At 63.6% G+C, this 22561-nt stretch carries 21 protein-coding genes; 14 read left to right on the plus strand and 7 right to left on the minus strand.

All coding sequences use genetic code 11. From position 1 onward, the window contains the following. Positions 1–85: 85 nt before the first annotated feature. Genes AC1RJW_RS17115 through AC1RJW_RS17135 form a run of 5 tightly spaced genes read left to right on the plus strand, consistent with a single transcriptional unit; the run spans position 86 to position 6553 of the window. Positions 86–769 carry a vWA domain-containing protein gene (locus AC1RJW_RS17115; protein ID WP_493045992.1) on the plus strand — a complete coding sequence of 228 codons (684 nt, stop codon included), beginning with the start codon at positions 86–88 and terminating at the stop codon, positions 767–769. 14 nt (positions 770–783) lie between these two features. Continuing rightward, a complete protein-coding gene (locus tag AC1RJW_RS17120) occupies positions 784–1542 on the plus strand; it encodes a PP2C family serine/threonine-protein phosphatase (RefSeq protein WP_493045993.1) in 759 nt (252 codons plus the stop codon). Next, on the plus strand, positions 1539–3869 hold the full coding sequence (locus tag AC1RJW_RS17125) for a hypothetical protein (RefSeq protein WP_493045994.1): 2331 nt from the start codon (positions 1539–1541) through the stop codon (positions 3867–3869). Before AC1RJW_RS17120 ends, AC1RJW_RS17125 begins: the two co-directional genes overlap by 4 nt. 9 nt (positions 3870–3878) lie before the next feature. Further along, positions 3879–5225, plus strand: coding sequence for a toxin-antitoxin system YwqK family antitoxin (locus tag AC1RJW_RS17130; RefSeq protein ID WP_493045995.1), 1347 nt, complete (start codon positions 3879–3881; stop codon positions 5223–5225). Then, complete coding sequence (locus AC1RJW_RS17135) at positions 5210–6553, plus strand: toxin-antitoxin system YwqK family antitoxin (protein WP_493045996.1); 1344 nt, start codon at positions 5210–5212, stop codon at positions 6551–6553. The genes AC1RJW_RS17130 and AC1RJW_RS17135 overlap by 16 nt, the downstream gene beginning before the upstream one ends. Positions 6554–6574: 21 nt before the next feature. On the opposite strand, the gene AC1RJW_RS17140 is transcribed toward AC1RJW_RS17135, so the two are convergent. The 3 genes from AC1RJW_RS17140 to nadB form a co-directional block, all read right to left on the minus strand. Beyond that, positions 6575–6940 carry a hypothetical protein gene (locus tag AC1RJW_RS17140; protein WP_070218695.1) on the minus strand — a complete coding sequence of 122 codons (366 nt, stop codon included), beginning with the start codon at positions 6938–6940 and terminating at the stop codon, positions 6575–6577. A gap of 151 nt (positions 6941–7091) precedes the next feature. Then, positions 7092–7505, minus strand: coding sequence for a hypothetical protein (locus tag AC1RJW_RS17145; RefSeq protein ID WP_493045997.1), 414 nt, complete (start codon positions 7503–7505; stop codon positions 7092–7094). 139 nt (positions 7506–7644) lie between these two features. Then, positions 7645–9258: an L-aspartate oxidase gene (nadB, locus tag AC1RJW_RS17150; protein WP_230538106.1), complete on the minus strand. Its 1614-nt coding sequence runs from the start codon at positions 9256–9258 to the stop codon at positions 7645–7647. A gap of 204 nt (positions 9259–9462) precedes the next feature. Here nadB and AC1RJW_RS17155 point away from each other — a divergent pair, with 204 nt between their 5' ends. The 6 genes from AC1RJW_RS17155 (at position 9463) to AC1RJW_RS17180 (ending at position 16587) form a co-directional block, all read left to right on the plus strand. Next, a complete protein-coding gene (locus AC1RJW_RS17155; protein WP_493045998.1) occupies positions 9463–10851 on the plus strand; it encodes a TIGR03013 family XrtA/PEP-CTERM system glycosyltransferase in 1389 nt (462 codons plus the stop codon). Next, positions 10848–12899, plus strand: coding sequence for an XrtA/PEP-CTERM system histidine kinase PrsK (prsK, locus tag AC1RJW_RS17160; protein WP_493045999.1), 2052 nt, complete (start codon positions 10848–10850; stop codon positions 12897–12899). The genes AC1RJW_RS17155 and prsK overlap by 4 nt, the downstream gene beginning before the upstream one ends. A gap of 12 nt (positions 12900–12911) precedes the next feature. Then, entirely contained in the window at positions 12912–14267 is a 1356-nt protein-coding gene (gene prsR / locus AC1RJW_RS17165) for a PEP-CTERM-box response regulator transcription factor (protein WP_493046000.1), read from the plus strand. 105 nt (positions 14268–14372) lie between these two features. Beyond that, positions 14373–14816: a hemerythrin domain-containing protein gene (locus AC1RJW_RS17170; RefSeq protein ID WP_493046001.1), complete on the plus strand. Its 444-nt coding sequence runs from the start codon at positions 14373–14375 to the stop codon at positions 14814–14816. A 35-nt stretch (positions 14817–14851) separates the two neighbouring features. Beyond that, the gene (locus AC1RJW_RS17175; protein WP_493046002.1) at positions 14852–15802 is read left to right on the plus strand and encodes a hypothetical protein; all 951 of its coding nucleotides are present in this window, start codon (positions 14852–14854) and stop codon (positions 15800–15802) included. Positions 15803–16017: 215 nt separating this feature from the next. Beyond that, on the plus strand, positions 16018–16587 hold the full coding sequence (locus AC1RJW_RS17180) for a DUF1439 domain-containing protein (protein WP_493046003.1): 570 nt from the start codon (positions 16018–16020) through the stop codon (positions 16585–16587). 1 nt (position 16588) lies between these two features. Here the strand turns inward: AC1RJW_RS17180 and AC1RJW_RS17185 are convergent, their stop codons facing one another. Then, on the minus strand, positions 16589–16825 hold the full coding sequence (locus tag AC1RJW_RS17185) for a DUF7661 family protein (RefSeq protein WP_493046004.1): 237 nt from the start codon (positions 16823–16825) through the stop codon (positions 16589–16591). Between the two features lie 142 nt (positions 16826–16967). On the opposite strand from AC1RJW_RS17185, the gene AC1RJW_RS17190 reads away from it, so the two are divergent. Together AC1RJW_RS17190 and AC1RJW_RS17195 are read left to right on the plus strand one after the other, a co-directional pair. Then, positions 16968–17744 (plus strand): hypothetical protein, encoded by a 777-nt coding sequence (locus AC1RJW_RS17190; protein ID WP_493046005.1) that lies wholly within the window; start codon positions 16968–16970, stop codon positions 17742–17744. A gap of 119 nt (positions 17745–17863) precedes the next feature. After that, on the plus strand, positions 17864–19909 hold the full coding sequence (locus AC1RJW_RS17195; protein ID WP_493046006.1) for a M13 family metallopeptidase: 2046 nt from the start codon (positions 17864–17866) through the stop codon (positions 19907–19909). 55 nt (positions 19910–19964) lie between these two features. Here the strand turns inward: AC1RJW_RS17195 and fdx are convergent, their stop codons facing one another. The 3 genes from fdx to lpxO form a co-directional block, all read right to left on the minus strand. Continuing rightward, on the minus strand, positions 19965–20297 hold the full coding sequence (gene fdx, locus AC1RJW_RS17200) for an ISC system 2Fe-2S type ferredoxin (protein WP_493046007.1): 333 nt from the start codon (positions 20295–20297) through the stop codon (positions 19965–19967). 61 nt (positions 20298–20358) lie between these two features. Then, entirely contained in the window at positions 20359–20757 is a 399-nt protein-coding gene (locus AC1RJW_RS17205) for a DUF6331 family protein (RefSeq protein ID WP_493046008.1), read from the minus strand. A gap of 85 nt (positions 20758–20842) precedes the next feature. Then, positions 20843–21742, minus strand: a complete 900-nt coding sequence (gene lpxO, locus AC1RJW_RS17210; RefSeq protein WP_046685160.1) for a lipid A hydroxylase LpxO — start codon at positions 21740–21742, stop codon at positions 20843–20845. A 142-nt stretch (positions 21743–21884) separates the two neighbouring features. Here lpxO and AC1RJW_RS17215 point away from each other — a divergent pair, with 142 nt between their 5' ends. Then, a complete protein-coding gene (locus AC1RJW_RS17215; protein ID WP_493046009.1) occupies positions 21885–22319 on the plus strand; it encodes a hotdog fold thioesterase in 435 nt (144 codons plus the stop codon). Positions 22320–22561 lie beyond the last annotated feature (242 nt).

A 22561-nucleotide genomic window follows, 5' to 3' on the forward strand; every position in this document is an offset into this window, starting at 1 on the left:
GGAATCCGCAGCAATCGGACGCATGGAAAACATATCCATAGGGTAAGCTTCGGGCCTAGCTATTTCGCAACTCTATCAAAAATACATGACCTCCATAATGATTCCCGACGTCGCCCTGGTCGACAATACCGAACAACGCACGCCGCTGGTGCTCGTGCTGGACTGCTCCGGCAGCATGGCGGGCGAACCCGTCTCGCTGCTCAACGAAGGCCTGGCCTTGCTGGAACAGGAACTCAAGGCCGATGTGATCGCCGCCAAGCGCGTGCGCATCCTCGTGATTCAATACGGCGCCCACGATGAAGCCGTGGTGGCCAGCACCTGGTGCGACGCCATGGATTTCACGGCGCCCCGGCTTGAAGCGAACGGCACCACGCCGACCGGTGCGGCTGTCGAACTGGCCCTGGCCGAGATCGAGCAGGAAAAGCAGCGTTTCCGCGCGGCGGGCGTGGCGTACACGCGGCCGTGGCTGTTTTTGATGTCGGACGGCGAGCCGACCGATCCCTGGCAGCGCGGCGCCGAGCAGGCGCGCGCGGCTGAACAGGCGAATAAAGTGGCGATCTTCCCCATCGCCGTGGGCGACAATGCGAATACCGATACCCTGGGGCAGTTTTCCAGCCGTGGCGAACGGGGCGTGAAGCAGCTGAAGGGCTTGCAGTTCCGCGAACTGTTCCTGTGGCTGAGCGCCAGCATGCAGGTGGTGTCGCAGTCGCGTCCCGGCGCGCAGGCGCAGCTGGCATCGACGGACGGCTGGTCCGTCGTGAATACGTGAAAGCCCGCTGATCCATGACTGCGGTACACAATACCTGGCGCGTGTTCGGCGCCTCCGTCACGGGCAAGGCGCATCTGGATAAAGACATCCCTTGCCAGGATGCGCACGCGCACACCGTCGTGAACGACGTTTTGGTGGCCATCGTCTGCGATGGCGCCGGTTCGGCCCGCCTCAGCGAGCAGGGCGCGCAGTTTGTTGCCGCGCAAACCGTGCAAGCCCTGGCCGGACGGCTGGAGCAGGGCGCCACCGTGCAGGATCTGCATGACGGCGCGCTGGCCGGCACCCTGGCGCAGATCCGCGCCGCGCTCGACGACATCGCCCGCGCCGCCAACGCCACCCTGGACGACTACGCCAGCACGGTGGTGGGCGTGGTCATGGGGCAAGATGCCGGCTTCTTCTTCCACCTGGGCGATGGCCTGGGCGTGGCGCAGCTGCTTGACGGCGGCGAACTGATCTCGCTGCCCGCGAACGGCGAATACGCCAACGAAACCTACTTTATCAGCGGCGAGCGCTGGCGCGAACAGCTGCGCCTGCTTGCGATTCCGCAAGCCGTGCGCGGCGTCGTGCTGATGTCGGACGGCTGCATGCCCTTTGCCATGAGCAAGAACAATGCAGCGCTGTACGCGCCGTTCATGGATGCCGTGCAAGGCTATCTGCGCACGGTCGAGAGCAGCGAGCTGGGCAATGCGGCGCTGGCATCCACCCTGGCCGACCCGCGCACGCACCAGATCACGGGCGACGACAAGACCCTGCTGCTGGCCTTGCGCGCATGAGCCGGAAGCAGGGAGTCACGCCCGGTCTGAGTCCGGGCGGCAAGATATGGCTGGATAAGGTCCGCAGCCTGGTACTGGGCAAACTCGTCAAGAGCGGCGGCGCGGGCAGCGTGTACCTGTTGCCCGGCGCGCCCGCGCAGGTTGCCAAGCTGTACCACCCGCACCTGGACCGGGCCGCCAACCGGCGCAAGCTCGAAGCGATGCTGGAACTGTCGCCCGAATTGCCCGACCAATTGGAAAACGGCAAGCGCTATGTGCAGATCGCCTGGCCGCAAGCGGCCGTGTTCGACGGCCAGGGCGGCTTTGCCGGTTTCGTCATGCCCCTGCTTGACATGGCGCAGACGGCGGAACTGGAACAGATCATGCAGGAGCGGCAAGCGCGCGCGGCGGGCTTGCCCACGGGACTCGGGCCCAAGCTGACCCTGGCCGCCAACCTGGCCGCCGTCATCGATGCGCTGCACCAGCAGCAGCATTACGTGGTCGACCTGAAACCCGTGAACCTGCGCTTTTACCGCGATTCGCTGTACATCGCCATGCTCGATTGCGACGGTTTCAGCATCCAGGGCCATGCCGAGCGTTTTCCTGCCGAGCAATTCACGGCCGACTACCTGGCGCCGGAATTCCAGCGCAAGGGCATGCCTGCGGGCACGGAAATGGCGCAAGACCGCTTTGCCCTGGCCGTCGTCATCTTCCAGTTGCTGAACTTTGGCATCCACCCGTACAGCGGGCGGCCCGGCAATGCGCAAGTGGCGACCGACATTCCCGGCCGCATCCGCGACGGTTATTACGCGTATGGCGTGAAGCGCCACAAGCTGCTGGCGCCCAACGCCACCAGCGGCCACGCGCTGATGCCGCCCGAGCTGCGCGCCATGTTCGACCGCGCGTTTTCCCAGTCGCCAAACTCCCAGCGGCCATCGGCGGCTGATTGGGCACAGTTGCTGCGCGGTTATGCGCAGCGCAGCGGCGGCAAGTTGACAGTGTGCGCCGTGAATCACGAACATCAGCATTTTGCGGGCCACGGTTGCGCGGCCTGCGCGCGCGACAAGGTCATCGGCGCGGCCGCGCAAGCTTCGGCTCAGGCTCAGGCTTCGGCGCAGGCAAGGCAGGCGCCGCCGCCGCGGCGTCCGCGTACCTTGCCTGGCAACGCCGCGCCGGCGCCGGCCGCGCAAGGCCAGTCCGCCGTGTCGGACACGGGCTGGGTGGTCATCGTCATCCTGATTGTGTTCTTCGTGATCGGCTTTGCGATCTGGACCGCCGTACCGGACGATGTGCAAAAGAAGACCGGGCAGCAAGCCACGACGGTGCCAGTAGCCGGGCTGGAACAGTTGGACTGGCATGCGCGCAAGGCCGGTGCATTGCAGCAGTCGGACGTGCGGCGCGCCGTGCGCAACTTGTCGCAAGCCATGGGCAAGGGCGACGATGCCGCCATCGGGCGGGGCTTGCAACTGCTGTACCGCAGCGAGCGGGAAAAGTCGTCGGGCTACAGCGGTGACCTGGCGCGCGCGCGCTTGCGCACCTCGATGATGGAAAGCATGGGCTGGTTGCCCGGCTATCAGTCCAGCTTGTCCGATACCTATCTCGACTTGCTGCAAGCCGATCCGCGCGACCACCTGGCCGCGGCGGCGCTGGCCCGCACGCATCTGAGCCTGAATGAGCCGCAAGCGGCGCGCCAATACTTCGAGCAAGCCGTGTGGGCCCGTCCGACCGATGGCGTGGCCTGGCTCGGCATCGCCGCCACGGCGCTGCTGCGCGGCGGTGGCGGCGAGCAGGATGCCGCCAACCTGGTGGCGCTGGCGCAAGTGACGGCGCAGCGCCATGCGGCGCAGAATGCCATGCCGGCCGAAGAAGGCGAAGCAGCCGACAACGGCGTCGAGCGCACGGCCAGCCGCATGGAGCGCGCGGCCAATATGCTGCGCCTGGTGCAGCCGGGCGCCTATCCGAAGCGCTGGGACAAGGCGCTGGCCGACGGCGCCTTGCTGGCAAAGAGGCTGGCAGCCTTGCCGGCGCCGCCAGACCAGGGCGCCAGCGTACAGCGCGACAGCATGGCCACCGTCGCCTACCGCGTGTTGAGTGAGGCGCAGGCCAGCGGCGAAAGCCGCCTGACCTTGTCCATCGCTGCCGATGGCAGCCTGACCGCTGCGCGGGCCGAGCAATTCATGGAGCCCATGCTCAACAAGGTCATCCTGGATAGCCTGAAGAGCTGGACTTTCAACCCGTCCGTGAAAAATGGACAATTCCAGGACGGCAAGGTTGACGTGCTGGTGCGCTACCGCAACGGTCGGGTCAGCTTTGTGCCGGCCGGTGTGGCCGCCACGACGGAAAATTAAAGGAATAGCATGAAAATCAAGACCTTATGCGCGCTGCTGGGCGCTTGCCTGCTGACCCCGGGCCTGGCGCAGGCGGACATCGTGCAGCGCCAGGTGCTGGCAAGCATGGCCAGCGAGCAAGATAGCGAAGGCGGCGACGTGTTCACTATCGCGGGCACGACGGCCTGCGGCGGCAAGCAGATCCGCATGGATGCCCGCTCGGTGAACCTGGACGAGGCGCCGTACGAAGCACTGAAAGCCGATCTGGCCCGCCACATCCGCAGCAAGACGCCCATGCTCGTCACCCTGAAAAAATGCCCCGAGGATGCGAGCGTGCCCATCGTGCGCCAGATCGCCGCCTGCACGCCAGCAGCCTGCACCGATGGCCGGGCGCGGCTGTATCTGCACGAAGGTTTCTACCCCATCGAGCAGGAAAAGGCGCCCAACGTGCTGCTGTTGCCCTTGCCGAAAGGCAAGCTGCCAGGCACGTGGAAGGTCGATATCTATAGCGTCGCCGGCCACAAGCTGCGCCTGTCCGGGCAAGCCAACCGCGCCGATTATGCCTCCGGCGAGCTGGTGGGCGGCTATGTCACGTATTACCCGAATGGCAAGATCGAAAAACAGGTGGCGCAGGATGGGCAAGGCCGCCAGCACGGCATCGGCAGCAAGTATTATCCTGACGGCACCCTGGAGCTGCGCGGCAACTGGCGCCACGGCTTGCCTGAAGGCGAACACCAGTTGTATCACGCCACGGGCAAGCTGCGCGAAACGAGCAGCTACCGCGATGGCAAGCAGCTGGACGGCCCCAAGCAGATCTCGGCTGAAAATGGCAAGCCGAGCACGAGTTATGTACTGCGCGGCGGCAAGATGGAAGGCGAGATGCTCACGTATTTCCCTGATGGAAGCATTTCCAGCCGCTCCGCAATGAAGGAGGGGAAATACAATGGTTTGACGACAAACTATTACCCTGATGGCGCCGTGCGCGGCACCATGACCTTGCGCAATGACTTGCCCACGGGCGAGGCGCTGGAATTCTATCCGGACGGTAAGGTGCAAAGCCGCCAGCAGTATGCCGACGATGGCGGCTTGCTGAGCCTGCAGCGCTACAGCCCGCAGGGCGTGCTGGTGCTGGCGCGGCGGTGGGATGCGCAATTGCGCGAGCAGGGCACATCGCGTTCGTGGTACGCGAGCGGCAAGCCCGAGCAATCGATCGAGTACGTGAACGACCGGCGCGACGGCTGGAGCCGCATCTGGCGCGAAGATGGCAGCCTGAAAAGTGAGTGCCGGTATGTGGCCGGCAAGGCCCAGGGCGGCTGCGGCGAGCCGTTGCCATCGCAGGAACTGGAACGCAAGGAGCAGGCATGGCGCGCATTGTGAAGCACGTGCTTGGCGCCATGCTGCTGTGGCCGGCGCTGGCCAGCGCCGAGATCGAGCAGCGCCAGGTCGTCAGCGCCATTGCGGCGGCGGCCGGCGGCGATGTGCTGACCCTGGCCAGCGACAGCGGCTGCGGCGGGCGCCAGGTGCGCATGGATGCCCGTTCGGTCGGGCTGGATGCGGCGCAATACGCGGCCATGAAGCAGCAGCTGGCGCCGCTGATACGCGACGCGACGCCCTTGCTGATGCGCATCCTGTCGTGTCCGGCGCCGGGCGCAGCGGCGGCCATGCCCGAAGTTAGCAAACTGGGCGGCTGCGAGCCGCAAGCGTGTGCCGATGGCAAGGCGCGCCTGTACCTGAACCACAATCTGCGGCGAAGCGAAGTGAAGGAGCATGCGCGCTATGCGCTCGTCGTGCCGCTGCCGCCAGGTAAGACACCGGGCACCTGGCAAGTCGCGGTATTCCACGTGCGCGAAGGCGAGCCGACGCGGCTGTCGGGCCAGGTCGACGGCCCCGATTACCTGCGCGGCAAGCTGGTGGGCAACTACAGCATGTATTATCCGCATGGACAGCTGGAAATGCAGGTGGAGCAGGACGGGCGCGGCGTGCAAGAGGGCATGCAGACCCGCTACTATCCGGACGGCCAGGTTTCCATGCGCGGCACGTGGCGCAATGGCGTGCAGGAGGGCGAGGAGCAGACTTATCACCAGAGTGGCAAGCTGATCGAGTCGCGCACCTACCGCAACGGCGCCCGCGCCGATGGTGTGGTGGAAACGTTCGATGAAAACGGCAAGCTGCGCACGCGCATGACGCGGGTCAAGGGCGAGACGGACGGCGAGCTGCTGCTGTTCTATCCCGACGGCAGCGTGGAAAGCCGCAGCCTGTATGTCAACGGCATCAGGACGGGACCGGGCACGGAATATTTTCCGGATGGCAAAGTGCGCAGCACCGGCAGTTATGCCGATGGCAAGCCTGCCGGCGACAGCGTCGAATATTACCCGGACGGTAAAATCGCCAGCAAGCGCACGCACAGCGGCCACTACGTATTGCGCAGCGAGCAGCGCTTCAGCCGGGCCGGCGTATTGATCGTGGACAAACGGTGGAACGCGGGCGGGCGCGAGGAGGGCGCCTTGCGCTCGTGGTATGCCGATGGCAAGCCGCGCCAGCTGATCGAATACGTGAACGGCGAGCGCCAGGGCTGGACCCGGCACTGGCGGGAAGATGGCAGCCTGGAAAGCGAATGCCGCTATGTGGCGGACGAGCCGCAGGGGGAGTGTATGGGCGAGTCGGCCAAATTTTCGTATACGGAAGATGGCATACACATAGACTAGGCGGCGGGCCGGTCAGGTCTTTTATCGGCCTGCGATCAAACGGGCATAGCGGTAATCTGGGATCAGCAACGGTTCAATATCTGCTCTCCAAACCCAGGCTGCGATATCACGCGGAGTTTCTTCCTGCGTAAAATCAGCAAAGAATTCCCGCAGGCTGGTGATGGCGATCAGAAAGTCTTCGGCGCCTAGCAATTGAAAGGAATACACCTCCTGGGTGATGAATTCTCCGCTTGTTATGCTGGACAATATTTCATGGTTGGAACTCAATACCTCATCGAAAATGGCGCCAAACACACGCCATAGTGCATCATCGATACTGGCCCAGGACAGGTTTTCGGCCGAGGGCGGATGTTTGGGGTCAAGAAGACCGATAACAATAACACCCATGGATCAGTTCACTGCCACAAGGGCGCTACTGGTAGGCACAGCGTGGAGCCAGGCCGCAATGTTGCGCGAAATGAATAGCGCCACCACCATCCAACTAGCGACATTGTCGTCCCATGAGATGAACGACTGCTTCTGGCCGCTTGAAGCCACCTCAAATTGCATACCTGTTCCGAGCAGCGGCCTCAAGTTCAGACTGCGGCAAGCCTGCTTGCCGCCAAAACTCAAAAAAATACTCCAATGTTTCGGCAGAAGCGCCACTATCCATGGGATGCAAGACGCATATGGCCGTTCTTATTTTCAAAACGTCCGGCTCGTCCGATTGGTCTCGTCCTTCAATTGCTCGCCAGAGACGTACACGCTCGGCGATGACTTCCTCAGCCGTCGCCGCACCGGTCATGTATCGATACACCACCGCTGCCGCTGACCTGGCAACCGCTGGCAATTGGGCAGTCACTCTGCCGATAGCCTCAATCATGAAGCGCTGCGCTAAAGATTGTTCTGCAGGGTCATCCAGGTCCACCGCGGATGCAATCGCATCAAAAAGTCTCTTATTCAACATTTGCATTCAGTCTTGGTGATTGCGCGATGCCTGCAGCTGGGGGACCTCTGGCAAATGGCGTTCCCCCAAGACGCAGACTGGGGTCGTACCCTCAGGGTACGACCCCGGACCTGGCATGGGTTCCATGATGGAAGGGCCTGGCGGTTTACCGATGCGGCGGCGTCAGCACGCTGGCGATGGCCTTGGGTAACGTTTCCGGATAGTCTCGGCTGAAGTGCAGGCCGCGGCTTTCGCGGCGGGACAGGGCGCTGTTGACGATCATCGAGGCCACGTCGACGAGGTTGCGCAATTCCAATAAGTCGTGCGTGATGCGGAAGTTGCGGTAGTACTCGTCGATTTCTTCCTTCAAGAGCGCAATGCGGTGCTGGGCCCGCTCCAGGCGCTTGGTCGTGCGCACGATGCCCACGTAATTCCACATGAAGCGGCGCAGCTCGTCCCAGTTGTGGGAAATCACCACTTCCTCATCCGCATCCGTGACGCGGCTTTCATCCCAGTCGGGCAGGTAGGGCGTGCCCAGCTTTTCCTTGCTTTCGATATCCTGCGCGCAGGCGCGGCCGATGACGATGCATTCCAGCAAGGAATTGCTCGCCAGGCGGTTCGCGCCATGCAGGCCCGTGCAGGCCGTTTCGCCCACGGCGTACAGGCCCGGCAAGTCGGCGCGGCCGGACAAATCCGTCACGACGCCGCCGCAGGTGTAGTGGGCAGCCGGCACGATGGGAATCGGCTGCTTGGTGATGTCGATGCCCAGTTCCAGGCAGCGCGCGTAAATCGTCGGGAAGTGTTCGATGAGGAATTCGGCCGGCTTGTGGCTGATATCGAGGTGCACGTAGTCGAGGCCCCGTTTCTTGATCTCGAAGTCGATGGCGCGCGCCACCACGTCGCGCGGCGCCAGTTCGGCCCGCTCGTCGTGGGCCAGCATGAAGCGCGTGCCTGCTGCCGCGCCCGCTTCGGGCGGCAGTTTCAGCAAGCCGCCTTCGCCACGGATGGCTTCGGTGATCAGGAACGATTTCGCGTACGGGTGGTACAGGCACGTGGGGTGGAACTGGATGAATTCCATGTTCGACACGCGGCAGCCGGCGCGCCAGGCCATGGCGATGCCGTCGCCGCTGGCCGTGTCGGGATTCGTTGTATATAAATACACCTTGCCGGCGCCGCCTGTGGCCAGCACGGTGTGCTCGGCGGCAAAGGTGTGCACCTTGCCCGTTTGCTCATCCTGCACGTACAGGCCGTGGCAATGGGGCTGGGCGTTGCGCTGGGCCGGCTTCATGCCCAGCTTGTCGGAGGTGATCAGGTCGATGGCGCAATGGTGTTCGAACAGGCTGATGTTCGGGTGGGCGCGCACCTTTTCTTCCAGGGTCACTTGCACGGCGTGCCCGGTGGCGTCGGCCGCGTGGATGATGCGGCGCTGGCTGTGGCCGCCTTCGCGGGTCAGGTGGAAACCCAGCTCGGCCGAGGCGTCGCGCGTAAACGGCACGCCTTGCTCGATCAGCCATTCGATCGCTTCGCGGCCGTGCTCGACGATGTAGCGCGTGGCGCTCTCGTCGCACAGGCCGCCGCCCGCGATCAGGGTGTCTTCGATGTGCTGCTGGTGGCTGTCGCCCGAGTCCAGCACGGCCGCGATCCCGCCCTGCGCCCAGTTGCTGGCGCCATCGAGCAGCGCGCGTTTGGAAATGATCGCGACGGTGCGCGTCTCAGCTAAATGCAGTGCAACCGATAAACCCGCCAGGCCACTGCCGACAATCGCTACATCAAATTTCATGACATTTATCTTTTTTTAGGGGAAGCATACTATATGCCATTTCCCCACATTCGGTAATGTGTTGAGATAAATTCTGCAAGCGAAAGATAGCCGGGGCCGTAGCTTGTGGCGCATCAATGTCTTCGCGGAACAGTTCGCCATCATGGCAAGACAGCAGCAGGCCGCCCTGTGCGCGGCCTGGTGCTTTTTGCCGCAGGAGGAACCGTGATCCGCATCTTCAGCCATTATGTCTCGAAAACAGCGTTTATCTTGCTGTTGCTGGAAATCCTGATCCTGCTGCTGTCGGCCACCCTGACATCCTTGCTGTGGCTGGCGGACGGCAGCCGCGTGCTGCGCGTGGGCGAGATCTACCTGTCGTCCGCCATCTTTGCGCTGGTCATCGTCCTGAGCATGAGCGCGCTGGGCATGTACCAGCACCGCTCGCGCGAAGACATCCGCAACACCTTGTTGCGCATCCTTCCGTCGTTCGCGCTGGGTTTTGCCGTACTCAGCGTCCTGATACGCTTCATTCCTGCGCTGCAATTCGGGCGCGGCAGCGCGATGATCTTCGGCCTGGGTGCCATCGGCGTGCTGCTGGCGCGCCTGGTGGTGTTCAAATCCTCGCAATCGGCGCTGATGGAAGGCCGGCTGATCCTGGTGGGCGGCGGGGCGCTGGCGCGCGAATGCATGGATTTGGCGGCCAGCAAGATCGGTTTCCACCAGTTTACCGTCGTCGGCTGCGTCGATGTGGCTGGAGAGCAATGCTGCGTTCCCGCCTCGGCCTTGCTGCCGGCCGGACCCTCGCTGCTGGCCACGGCCCAGCGCCATGCCGCGCATGAGATCGTCGTGTCCGTCAGCGACCGGCGCAATGGCGCGTTTCCTGCCAAGCAACTACTGGAATGCGCGCTCGGCGGCGTGAAAGTCATCGACGCGGCCACGTTCTTCGAGCGCGAAGCATGCCAGATCCGCATCGATTCCTTGCAACCGAGCTATCTGATCTATGGCGGCGGCTTCGACCAGAGTTTTTTCCGCGCCGCCTCGAAGCGCCTGTTCGACCTGGCTGCCAGCAGCGTCATCTGCCTGGCCGCGCTGCCCGTGATGCTGGCGACGGCCCTGTGCATCCGCCTGGAAGACGGCGGCCCCGTGTTTTACCAGCAGGAGCGGGTGGGGCGCGACGGCTTGCCCTTCAATGTGCTGAAATTTCGCAGCATGCGCTGCGATGCGGAGCGCGACGGCAAGCCCATCTGGGCACTGGACAACGATGCACGCATCACGCGCGTGGGCAAGCTGATCCGCAAGCTGCGCATCGACGAATTGCCGCAGATGCTCAATGTGTTTCGCGGCGAGATGAGTTTTGTCGGCCCCCGTCCCGAGCGCGCGTATTTTGTCGAGCAGCTGAAGGAGCAGGTGCCGTACTACAACATTCGTCACAATATCAAGCCCGGCATCACGGGCCTGGCGCAGGTGCGCTACCAGTATGGCGCCTCCGTCGACGACGCCGTCAAGAAGCTGCAATACGATTTGTATTATGTGAAAAACAATAGCCTGTTCCTCGACTTGCTGATCCTGCTCGACACGGTGCAGGTGGTGCTGTTTGGCAAGGGCAGCCGATGATGCGGGAACAGTCGGCCTGGCTGGCGGCGGCCGATGCGGCGGCTCTCAGCCATGGCCTGGCGTCACTGGCCTTTTTCGTGCTGGCGCTGCTGCTGATCAGCAACTGGCGTGCGCGGCAGAATGTGCGCGCCTTGCTGGTCGCTTGCCTGGCGACGGGCGGCTGGGCCACGGGCACGGTGGTGCTGGTGCTGCTGGGGCAGCGCATTTCGCTGGCCGGCGATGCGCTGGAATTGCTGCGCACCCTGGCCTGGTTGGTGTTTTTGCTGCTGCTGATCGAACCGTCGCGGCCCCGCTTGCGCCTGGTGCTGGCCGGCATCGTCCTCACGGCCCTGGCGCCCGGGCTGTCCGCGCTGGCCTCGTCGTGGCTGGCGCTGCCTTTGCCGGCGCGCATCATCGCCAGCGTCAGCCGTTTGCTGCTGGCCGTGCTGGGCATGTTGCTGGTGGAACAGTGGTACCGCAACACGCCGCCCTTGAAACGCTGGGGCATCAAGTTTGCATGCCTGGGCGTGGGCGGTCTGTTTGCCTACGATTTCTATCTGTACAGCGACGCCTTGCTGTTTCGCGCGGTCAACGATGACATCTGGGCCGCGCGCGGCATCGTCGACGCCCTGTGCGCGCCGCTGCTGGCCGTCTCGGCGGCGCGCAATCCGGGCTGGGCGCTGGGCTTGTCCGTCTCGCGCCAGATGCTGTACCGCTCGGCCGCCTTGCTGGGCTCGGCCATCTACCTGCTGGCCATGGCGGCCAGCGCCTATTATTTGCGCTATTTCGGCGGTACCTGGGGTTCCTTGATGCAGATGGCTTACCTGGGCGGCGCGGCCCTGCTGCTGGCGGGCGTGCTGTTTTCCGGCAGCCTGCGCGCCAAGCTCAAGGTGACTATCAATAAACATTTTTACAATGCCATCTTCGACTACCGCGAGGAATGGCTGCGGTTTACGCGCGCGCTGTCGGAAAACGGCCCGGCCCTGGGCGAACGCACGATACAGGCCATGGCGCAGCTGGTGGAAAGCCGCGCCGGCGCGCTGTGGATACTGCGCGAACAGGGCCTGTTTGCCCCGGCCGCCAGCTGGAACTGGCCACCGAGCACGTGGAGCGAGCCGGCGTCCGGCAGCCTGTGCCAGTTCCTGGAGGCAAGATTGTGGGTGATCGACGTGCCCGACTGCCAGCGCGATCCGCGCCAGTACGGCGGCCTGCTGTTGCCGCCCGCGCTGCTGGCGCTGCCCGACGTGTGGCTGCTGGTGCCGCTGATGCTGCATGGCCAGCTGTTCGCCTTCGTGGCGCTGGCGCGGCCCCGCACGCACATCGGCCTGAACTGGGAAATCCTCGATGTGCTGAAGATTGCCGGCAGCCAGGCCGCCAGCTACCTGGCGCACCGCGAATCGCTCGATACCCTGACGGTGGCGCGCCAGTTCGATTCGTTCAACCGCATGTCCACGTTCATCGTGCACGACCTGAAAAACCTGGTGTTTCAATTGTCGCTGTTACTCAGCAATGCGGAAAAGCACCGCGCCAATCCCGCTTTCCAGGAAGACATGCTGGGCACCTTGGACCATTCCGTGCAGAAAATGAAGACCCTGCTGCAGAAGCTGGCGCGCGGCGAGGCGCCGGAAGCGCCGGCGCCGCTGCTGCTCGACGGCTTGCTGCGCCAGGCCGTGGCCGCCAAGGCCAGCCTGGCGCCCGCGCCCCGGCTGGAAATCGTCGACGGCGAGCTGACGGTGCTGGCCAACCGCGCGCGGCTGGAACGGGTGCTGGGCCACTTGATCCAGAACGCCATCGAGGCCACGGCCAGCGACGGCAAGGTGGCCGTGCGGTTGCGGCGCGAACAGCACACGGCCGTGGTCGAGCTTGACGATACGGGGCAGGGCATGAGCGAACAGTTCATCCGCGAGCGCCTGTTCAAGCCGTTTGACACGACCAAGACGGCGGGCATGGGCATCGGCGTGTTCGAAAGCCGCGAATACCTGCGCGAGGTGGGCGGCAGCCTGGAAGTGCGCAGCGAACCGCAGGTGGGCACGACGTTCCGCGTGATCCTGCCGCTGCACGCGGCCTAGCAAAGGAGTGCCATGGGCAAACAGAAACTGCTGGTCATCGAAGACGATCCCGGCCTGCAAAAGCAGCTGCACTGGAGTTTCGACGGCTACGAGGTGTTGCTGGCGGGCGAGCGCGAGGCGGCGCTGGCGCTGGTGCGGCGCCACCAGCCGGCCGTCGTGACGATGGACCTGGGCTTGCCGCCCGACCCGGACGGCGCCACGGAAGGCCTGGCCACCCTGCAACAAATCCTTGCGCTGGCGCCGGACACGAAAGTCATCATCCTGTCGGGCAACCAGGAGCGCGCGCATGCCTTGAAAGCCATCGCGCTGGGCGCCTACGATTTCCACCAGAAACCGTTCGAGGCCGACATGCTGGGCCTGGTCATCGCCCGCGCGTTTTACTTGCACGCGATGCAGCAGGAAAACCGCCGCATGCTGCAGACGCAGGCCGATTCGCCCCTGGCCGGCATCGTCAGCCGCGATCCCGGCATGCTCAAATTGTGCCGCAGCGTGGAAAAGGTGGCGCCTTCGTCGGCCAGCGTGATGCTGCTGGGCGATTCGGGCAGCGGCAAGGAACTGATCGCGCGGGGCTTGCATGCGCTGTCGAGCCGCCATGCGCAGCGCTTCGTTGCCATCAATTGCGCGGCCATCCCCGAAAACCTGCTGGAAAGCGAGCTGTTCGGCTATGAGCGGGGGGCGTTTACGGGCGCGGCGCGGCAAACCCTGGGCAAGATCGAACTGGCCCACGGCGGCACCTTCTTCCTTGATGAAATCGGCGACATGCCGATGGCGCTGCAGGCGAAACTGCTGCGCTTCCTGCAGGAGCGAATCATCGAACGGGTGGGCGGACGGGCCGAGATCGCCATCGACGTGCGCATCGTCTGCGCCACGCACCAGGATGTAAAGGTGCTGGCGGAGCAGGGACGTTTCCGCGAAGACCTGTTTTACCGCCTTAGCGAAATCGTGCTGCGCATTCCGCCCCTGCGCGAGCGGGCCGGCGATGCGGCCTTGCTGGCCCATCATTTCAAGAACAAGTTCTGCGCCAGCGAAGGGCGCGGCAGCCTGCACTTCAGCGCGGGCGCGCTGCAGCTGATCGAAAGCTATGGCTGGCCCGGCAATGTGCGCGAAGTGGAAAACTGCATCAAGCGGGCCGTCATCATGAGCGACGGGCCGCAGATCGCCGCCGACGACCTGGGCTTGCCCGCCAGCGCCCAGGCGGCGCCCCAGGATGAACCGCTGAACCTGCGCCAGGCCCGCGAAGGGGCCGAATACAAGGTGATGGTGCGTGCGCTGGCGCGGGCCGACGGCAATATCGCCAGGGCGGCCGAACTGCTGGGCGTGAGCCGGCCCACCCTGTACGACCTGATGAACCACCACGGCATCAAGTAGCGTGCGGATACTGATGTGTATCAAATATCAAGATTGTGTAAGGCGACGCACATACGCTGGCGCCGCCGTGGCGCATCCTAGCCTCATCAACAACGAGGAGGCGCCATGAATGCGATCAGTTTATTAATGCAGGACCATAAGGCCGTCAAAGCCCTGTTTGCCCAATATGAAGGCTTGAGCGACCGCTCGTTTGCCACCAAGAAAAAGTTGGCCGACCAGATTTGCCAGGAACTGACCGTGCACACGCAGCTGGAAGAAGAAATCTTCTATCCAGCCGTGCGCCGTCCCATCCACGACGGCGACCTGATGGATGAAGCCCTCGTCGAGCACGCGAGCGCCAAGGAACTGATCGCGCAAATTGCCGCGATGGACCCGGCCGACGACCTGTACGACGCCAAGGTCAAGGTCCTGTCCGAGCAGATCGAACACCACGTCAAGGAAGAAGAGGGCGACATGTTTCCCATGGTGCGCCATACGGGCGTCGACCTCGATGCGCTGGGCCGGGAAATGGCCGCGCGCAAGGAACAGCTGACGGGCGTTGCCGCCTGAACTGCATAAAAAATCAACAACCAAGGGAGTATTTCATGCAAGCTACACAATTGTCCGTATCGGACCTGAACAACCCGGGCGTCTCCTGGGGCGCCGTGCTGGCGGGCGCTGCCGCGGCGGCCGCCTTGTCCTTCATCCTGCTGATCCTCGGCGTGGGCCTGGGCCTGTCGTCCGTGTCGCCGTGGTCGTTCAACGCCACGGCCATCGGCGTGTCGAGCATCGCCTGGCTGGCCTTCATGCAGCTGGCCGCCGCCGGCATCGGCGGCTACATGGCGGGCCGTTTGCGCGTGAAATGGAGTTCCATTCACACGGATGAGGTGCATTTCCGCGATACGGCGCACGGCTTGCTGGCCTGGGCCATGGCTACCCTGATCACCGTGGCCGTGCTGGCCGGCGGCACGCGCGCGGTCCTGAGCGGCGCCATCGATGCGGGCAGCGGGGCGGCGGCGGCGGTTGGCCCGGCCGTAGGGGCGGGCGCAGCGGCAGCGGGCGCCGGGGCTGTTGGCGCCAAGGCGGGCGAGGGCGGCGGCAGCGCCAATCCGCTCGATTATTTCTCGGACATGCTGCTGCGCGCCGCACCCGCGCCCGCTGCCGCCACCGGCACGCCGGCGATGGCGAACCCCGGCGTGACGCTGGCCGACCAGCGCGTGGAAATCGGCAAGATCTTCGCCACCAGCCTGTCCACGGGCAGCCTGGCCGCCGATGACCGCGCCTACCTGGGCCAGGTCGTGGCCAGCCGCACGGGCTTGACGCAAGCGGAAGCGGAAGCGCGCGTCGACGCCGTCTACGGCCGCGCCGCCAAGGCTGCCGCCGATGCCAAGGCGGCTGCCCGGCAAGCGGCGGAAACGGCCCGCAAGGCCGGTGCCCACACGGCATTGTGGATGTTCGTCGCCTTGCTGCTCGGCGCTTTCGTGGCCAGCCTGGCGGCAACGTTCGGCGGCCGCCAGCGCGACCATGAGCGCGTGCTGCGCCACGTCACCATCTGAATCCCTACCTATTAGTTAAATCAAGGAGTCTGCCATGCGTTCCATCCTCTTGCTGCTGTTGGGCATTCCACTGCCCATCGTCATACTGATCGCCCTGTTCGTCCGCTAAGCGGGCCAACATGAGAAAACCGGCGCCCGCTGCAAGGTGGGCGCCGGTTTTTGCGTGAAAGCGGCCGCATGTGTAAGATGGCGCCATCTTTCCACCGAGACTATCCATGAACGTGAGCACCATCCGCCCCTTGCTGAAAACCGCCGCCATCGCCGCCTTTGCCTGCAGCGTGCTGGCCGCGTGTTCCACCCTGATCGGCCCGCGCGACGTGAATGTGTCGCTCAGCAAGATGCAGCAAGGCCTGGAGCGCCGCTTTCCCATCGACAAGCGCGTGCTGTCCGTGCTGGACGTCAAGCTGACGCATCCGCAACTGTCCTTGCAGCCCGAGCGCGAACGGGTGGCCTTGAGCGTGGACGCCAGCGTGATGCCGCCGTTCATCCGCCAGACCTGGCGCGGCAGCCTGGCCATGTCGGGCCGCCTCGTGCTCGACGCGCAGCGCAACGCCGTGTACCTGAGCGAAGCGAGCGTGGACAAGGTGAGCATCGACGGCATGGACGAGTCGCAGCAGCGCCAGTTCGCCAAGGTGGCCAGCCTGGTGGCCGACCAGCTCATGCATGAAACGCCGATCTACACGTTCAAGCCCGACGAGCTGCGCTATGCAGGCGTGCAATTCGTGCCGACGCAGCTCAGGACCACGGGCAATGGCTTGACGGTGACGTTCGAGCCGGTGAAGTAGGCTAGGCCCGGAACGCGGGCACAGTGACAGGCGTGGCCGTGTTATTGCGCGGCGTCGCTTCTTCATGGAACAGGTCCGCCAGGTAGTCGCACAGCGCATCGGCGCTGATATCGTCGGGGACGATAAAATCGGCGGGCCGGCGCTTGCCTTCCGTCCCCAGATAGAAGGCGCGCCAGGCGCCCGGGTTGCCCCGGATGGCAATCAAGGTGCCGAAGATATTGAATCGGAATTCCTGCATCGGGCGGCTCCATGAAATAGCTGGCTGAATAATGTGGCGCAGTGCCGGCATCGCTGCCGGAGAGAGGAAGCGCGCTGATTCCCTCGATCTGGCTTGGATATTTGTTGTGCTATAGTAACATTTACTTATCTTGGAGCGGGCGATGGTCACTATAAGCACGGCAGGCATCCAGCCTGGGCAACTGTCTGCCGCCGAAGGCAGGAAGACCTTGTCGCCGGACAATGCACCAGCCCCGCAAGCACCAGCCGGCGTCGGCGCCGTGGCGGACGAGGTCGTGATCTCGACCCTGGCTGGACGCCTGTCGACGGCCGCGACAGCCACCGGCGCCGCCATCGAGGGACGCGATCATTCGGCGCTGGGTGCATGGGTGAATGACAATATCAGCAGTATTCTCTATCCGCTGGACGCCGGACACAAGGCGGCAGCCGCACGGCAGTTGCCGCAACCGAATGACGCGGCATCGGCCAGGTCGGCCGCCGCGGCGACCGCGTTTATCGATGACAGGGGTCCCAATCCGTTTGCCGGGCTATCGCGTGAGCAATTGGCCACCATCACGCACGACGACAGCGGGACATTTACCGTCAACGAGCGGCGCGCCGCCTTTACGCAGGCCTATGATGAAGAGCAAGCCTGGCGCAGCCAGGTCGTGGCGCAAGCCATGCAGGAATACAATACTACCGGCAAGATGACCAACTTCTTCAAGTCGGCGCTGGCGCATTTCAATGAACTGCCGCAGCTGGAACAGGCGCAATACCCAGGCAATTATGCCAGCGACCTGCAAGATAAAATCAAGCTCGATTTTAACTATTTCAACCACGCGGCCGGAGATGCGCCCGCAACGCCCGGTTCGCTTGCGGACATGCTGAAGCATCAGGGTGCCAGGCAAGGCGCAGACCTGTTTGATCTCCTGAGCCGCTGATCACTGGAATTGCTCAACGGACATTGTTTCTCCGCAAGCAGGCGGACTATAATCCTGCCTCCCATGCCTGGACACAGCATGTTCCCCAACATGAAGTTAAAACAATTAAAGGAATCTTCGTGAAACGTTCACTCATCAGCGCCGCCTGCTGCGCCTTGCTCGCCCTATCTTCGCCATCGCTGTACGCCCAAGCCGCCAATGCTGCCGCGCCCGTCTCCGGCATCGACCTGAAAACCCTGGACCCCGCGGTCAGCCCCAGGGATGATTTCTACGGCTACGTCAACGGCGTGTGGACCCGCAATACGGAAATCCCGGCCGACAAATCCGTCTGGGGCACGTATATCGAATTGCGCGAAATCGCGCAAGGCCAGCTGCGCGGCCTGATCGATGCCACCGTCAAGAACCCGGGCAAGCCCGGCAGCGAGGCGCACAAGATCGCCGACCTGTACACGAGCTTCATGAACGACAAGGCGCGCGATGCGGCCGGCTTCAAGCCCCTGAAGGCCGAGCTGGCCCGCGTCGCCGCCATCAAGGACAAGAAGGACTTGCCGGCGCTGTTTGCTTATTTGCAAGGCAATGGCATCCAGACGCCGTTTTCCGCCTATGTGGCGCCCGATGCGCAAGACCCCGAGCGCTACACGGTCAACATCAGCCAGTCCGGCCTGGGCTTGCCTGACCGCGATTACTACCTGAAGGATGACGACGCCAAGCTGCAAGCCGTGCGCGCCAAATACCTGAAACACATCGAGACCATGCTGGCCATGAGCGGCGACAAGGCCGCTGCCGAACACGCGGCGCAGATCCTCGACATCGAAACGCGCCTGGCGGCCGTGCAGTGGACGCGCGTGCAGATGCGCGACCCCGTCAAATCGTACAACCGCGTCGATTTCGACAAGTTCGCGGCACTGGCGCCCGCCTTCGACTGGAAAGCCTACTTTGCCGCCGCCGGTCTGGCGAAAAAGGAAACCTCGGCCGTGGTACGCCAGCCCAGCTTCCTCAGCGGTTTTTCCGAGGCCGTGGCCGCCGTGCCGCTGGCATCGTGGAAGAGCTACCTGAACTGGCGCATCATCGAAAGCTATGCTTCCTACCTGGACAGCGCCACCGTCAAGGAGCGTTTCGCCTTCGACGGCACGGTGCTGCGCGGCGTGCCGCAAAGCGAACCGCAGTGGCAGCTGGCGCTGCGCTTCACGGATAACGCCATCAGCGATGCCGTCGGCAAGCGCTACGTGGAAATGTATCTGCCGCCGGAAACCAAGCCCCGCGTGATGGCCATGTTCGACAATTTCGTCGCCTCGTTCAAGGATGGCATCGAGCAGCTCGACTGGATGGGCCCGGAAACCAAGAAGGAAGCCCAGCTCAAGCTGGCCGCCCTGAAGCCGAAGATCGCGTATCCCGATACCTGGCGCGACTACAGCAGCATGCAGATGCAGCCGAACGACCTGATCGCCAACGTGCGCGCCTCGCGCGTGTGGAGCCGCCAGCAGAACCTGGCCAAGCTGGGCAAGCCGGTCGACCGCGACGAATGGTCGATGACGCCGCAAACCGTCAACGCCAGCTACAGCCCGGCGCTGAACGCCATCACGATCCCGGCCGCCATCCTGCAGCCGCCATTCTTCAACGTGAAAGCGGAAGATGCCGTCAATTACGGCTTGCTGGGCATCACCTTCGGCCATGAGATCAGCCATGCCTTCGACGATTCCGGTAGCCAATACGATGCCAAGGGCCGCCTGCGCAACTGGTGGACGGCGCAAGACCGCACGGCCTTCAAGGCGCTGGCCGCCGGGCTCGTCAAGCAGTACGGCGCCTACAGCCCCGTGCCGGGCTACCACATCAATGGCGAGCTGACCCTGGGCGAGAACATCGGCGACAATTCCGGCCTGTCGATCACCTACAAGGCTTACCAGCGTTCGCTGGGCGGCAAGCCGTCGCCCGTCATCGACGGCTTGACGGGCGAACAGCGCCTGTACATCGGCTTTGCGCAGAAATGGCGCGCGAAACTGCGTCCGGAAGCGGCGATCGCGCAGATCAAGAGCGACCCTCATTCGCCGGGCGAATTCCGCGCCAAGGGCACGGTCAAGAACCAGCCCGGCTTCTATGAAGCGTTCGGCATCAAGCCGGGCGACCCGATGTACCTGCCGCCCGAGCAGCGCGTGATCATGTGGTAAATCACGTGGTAAACCCGTAGGGCAAGTTGGGCAAGTTGGGCAACCGCGCCGGGGACTATTCCTTGGCGTGGTTGAGCGTGTATCGGGGCAGCTCCACCGTCAGGTCTTCCTGGGCCAGGCGCGCCTGGCAGGACAGGCGCGAGTGGGGCTGCAAGCCCCAGGCCTGGTCGAGCATGTCTTCTTCATTGTCGCCCAGTGCATTGAGCGAGTCGAAACCCTGCACCACGACCACGTGGCAGGTGGAACAGGCGCCCACCTGGCCGCAGGCATGTTCCATATCAATCTTGTTAAGCAGCAAGGCATCGCAGATGCTCATCTTCTCGGGCGCGTCGAACACGGCGCCGTCGGGGGCCAGCTCGGGATGGGGCAGGACGGTGATTTTTGGCATGCGGGATTCTCCTCGGTTATCCTTCAATACCGCCACCTTGGACCTTCCCGCCTTGGCAAGGTCAAGCCCCCGCGCGATCCTGTGCGGCGATGCAGGTGTCGAGATGCTCGAGCAATTGCAAGAACACGCGTTTATCCGCAAAGTGATTCATCGTGGCGCTCGTCAAGACATCGCCGGCCACCGCCGTCACGGCCGCCCTGGCCTGCGCGCAGGCGGCATGCAGCTGCGCGCGATCCAGTTCCAGCAAGGCCGTATCGATGGCTGCGCGTGTAAAATCGTAGGCATCCATGCCGCAGCAGCCGGCCACGCAATGCGTTTCCAGCCGGCAGATCAGCGGCCACAGTTCTCCCAGCAAGGCATCGATGTCGATCGCCTGGTCGTAGCGGCCGTCAAGATCGATGAATTCGATCCAGGCGTCGTCGCCGATCTGGATATCGTACTGGCGGTCGCGTTCGGTCATTTTTCAACATTCTCCGGGTCGGTGGCATCGCATTATAAAAAAAACCGCCCGAAGGCGGTTTTCCAATGCGGTGCAGGCAAGACGCTTAAATAAAATAGATCAGCGCGATGATGCCGACCACCAGCGCCACGCGGGTGACCTGGTAGGCCGTCTTGTTCCACGCCTTGAAGCGGCGGCGGTACTGGCCCATGGTCCAGGAAATCTGGAACAGCTTGCTCACGCCGCCCACCTGGTCGCCCAGCTCGTTGGGCGAGGCGGCGGCCGTCATCAGGGTGCGGCCCAGCCAGCGGTTCAAGCCTTGCGCCCAGCGGTAGCGCATCGGGCGTTCGATGTCGCAGAACAGGATGATGCGGTCGCTGTCGGCATCGTTGCGGGCCCAGTGGATATACGTTTCGTCGAACATCACGGCCTGGCCGTCGCGCCAGCTGTGGCGTTCGCCATCGACGTCGATGAAGCAGCGGTCGTCGTTCGGCGTCTGCAAGCCCAGGTGGTAGCGCAGGGAGCCGGCAAACGGGTCGCGGTGCGGGTTGAGCTTGCCGCCTTGCGGCAGTTCCGCGAACATGGCCGCCTTGATCGAGGGAATCGATTGCAGCAGCGCATAGGTTTGCGGGCACATCTGCTGCGCCGACGGGTGGTTGGCGTCATACCATTTCAGGTAGAAACGCTTCCAGCCATACTTGAAGAAGGAATTGAAGCCCACGTCATTGTTCTTCTCGGCCGCCTTGATCTTTTTCATTTCCTGCATGCGCAGCGCTTCATCGCGGATGATTTGCCAGTTCTGCTGCAGCGGCGCCAGTTCCGGGAATTGCTCGACGGACAGATAGGGCGTGGCCGGCACCTTGGAAAAGGTGTGCATGAACAGGTTCAGCGGCGCCATGAACGAGGAGTGATCGAAGATCTGGCGGCGAAACGGCAGGCGCACCTTGCCCCGAAAATGAATATGTAAAACAGAAAACACAAAAATGCCCAGCAAGGCCCACTTCATACACAACCTCGTTTTGAAAGAATGGGGCAATTATAACCAGTTAATGCCCCCGCCACCCCGTGCCACGGTGAAGGAAAGATGAAGCGGCGCGCGCGGGCGCTCTGTCCTACAATGGCTTTATTTCATCACTGAAGGGGTAACAATGGAAATCTGGCATGCACCGCTCGACCTGGCCACCCTCAACGCCGCCAGCGAGGGCACGGCCATGCGCCACCTGGGCATCGAATTCTCGGCCTTCGGCCCCGACTGGATCGAGGCGACCATGCCCGTCGACCACCGCACCATGCAGCCTTTTAAACTGCTGCATGGAGGCGCGTCCGTCCTGCTGGCCGAAACCCTGGGCAGCATGGCCGCGAATGCCTGCCTGGACAGCCGCCGGCAGGTGAGCGTGGGCCAGGAAATCAACGCCAACCACGTGCGCGGCGTGCGCGGCGGCCACGTGACGGGGCGCGCCACGCCCATCCACCGGGGCCGCACCAGCCAGGTCTGGGAAATCCGCATCAGCGACGATGACGGCAAACTGTGCTGCATCTCGCGCATCACCATGGCCGTCATCGACGCCCCTGGCGCGGGCTGACGCGGCGGCTCTTGACTTGCATCAAGGCATTAAAAGCGAGCGCGTGGAATCATCCATAACGCTGTTCGCTTATAATTCAGTGTGCTGTTGTATGGCGCAGGGTTCCCTCTGCGCCCCTACATTGCCCGAAATTAAAAGCTGACTGCCCAAAAAACGCCAGTTAGATACCCATCCTGCGCCATGCGGGAAAGGCAACACGACGGCGAGCAGATCGCTGGTTCCAAGTAACTTCCAGTGGATTA

This window comes from Janthinobacterium sp. GW822-FHT07A03 (genome assembly GCF_058798815.1).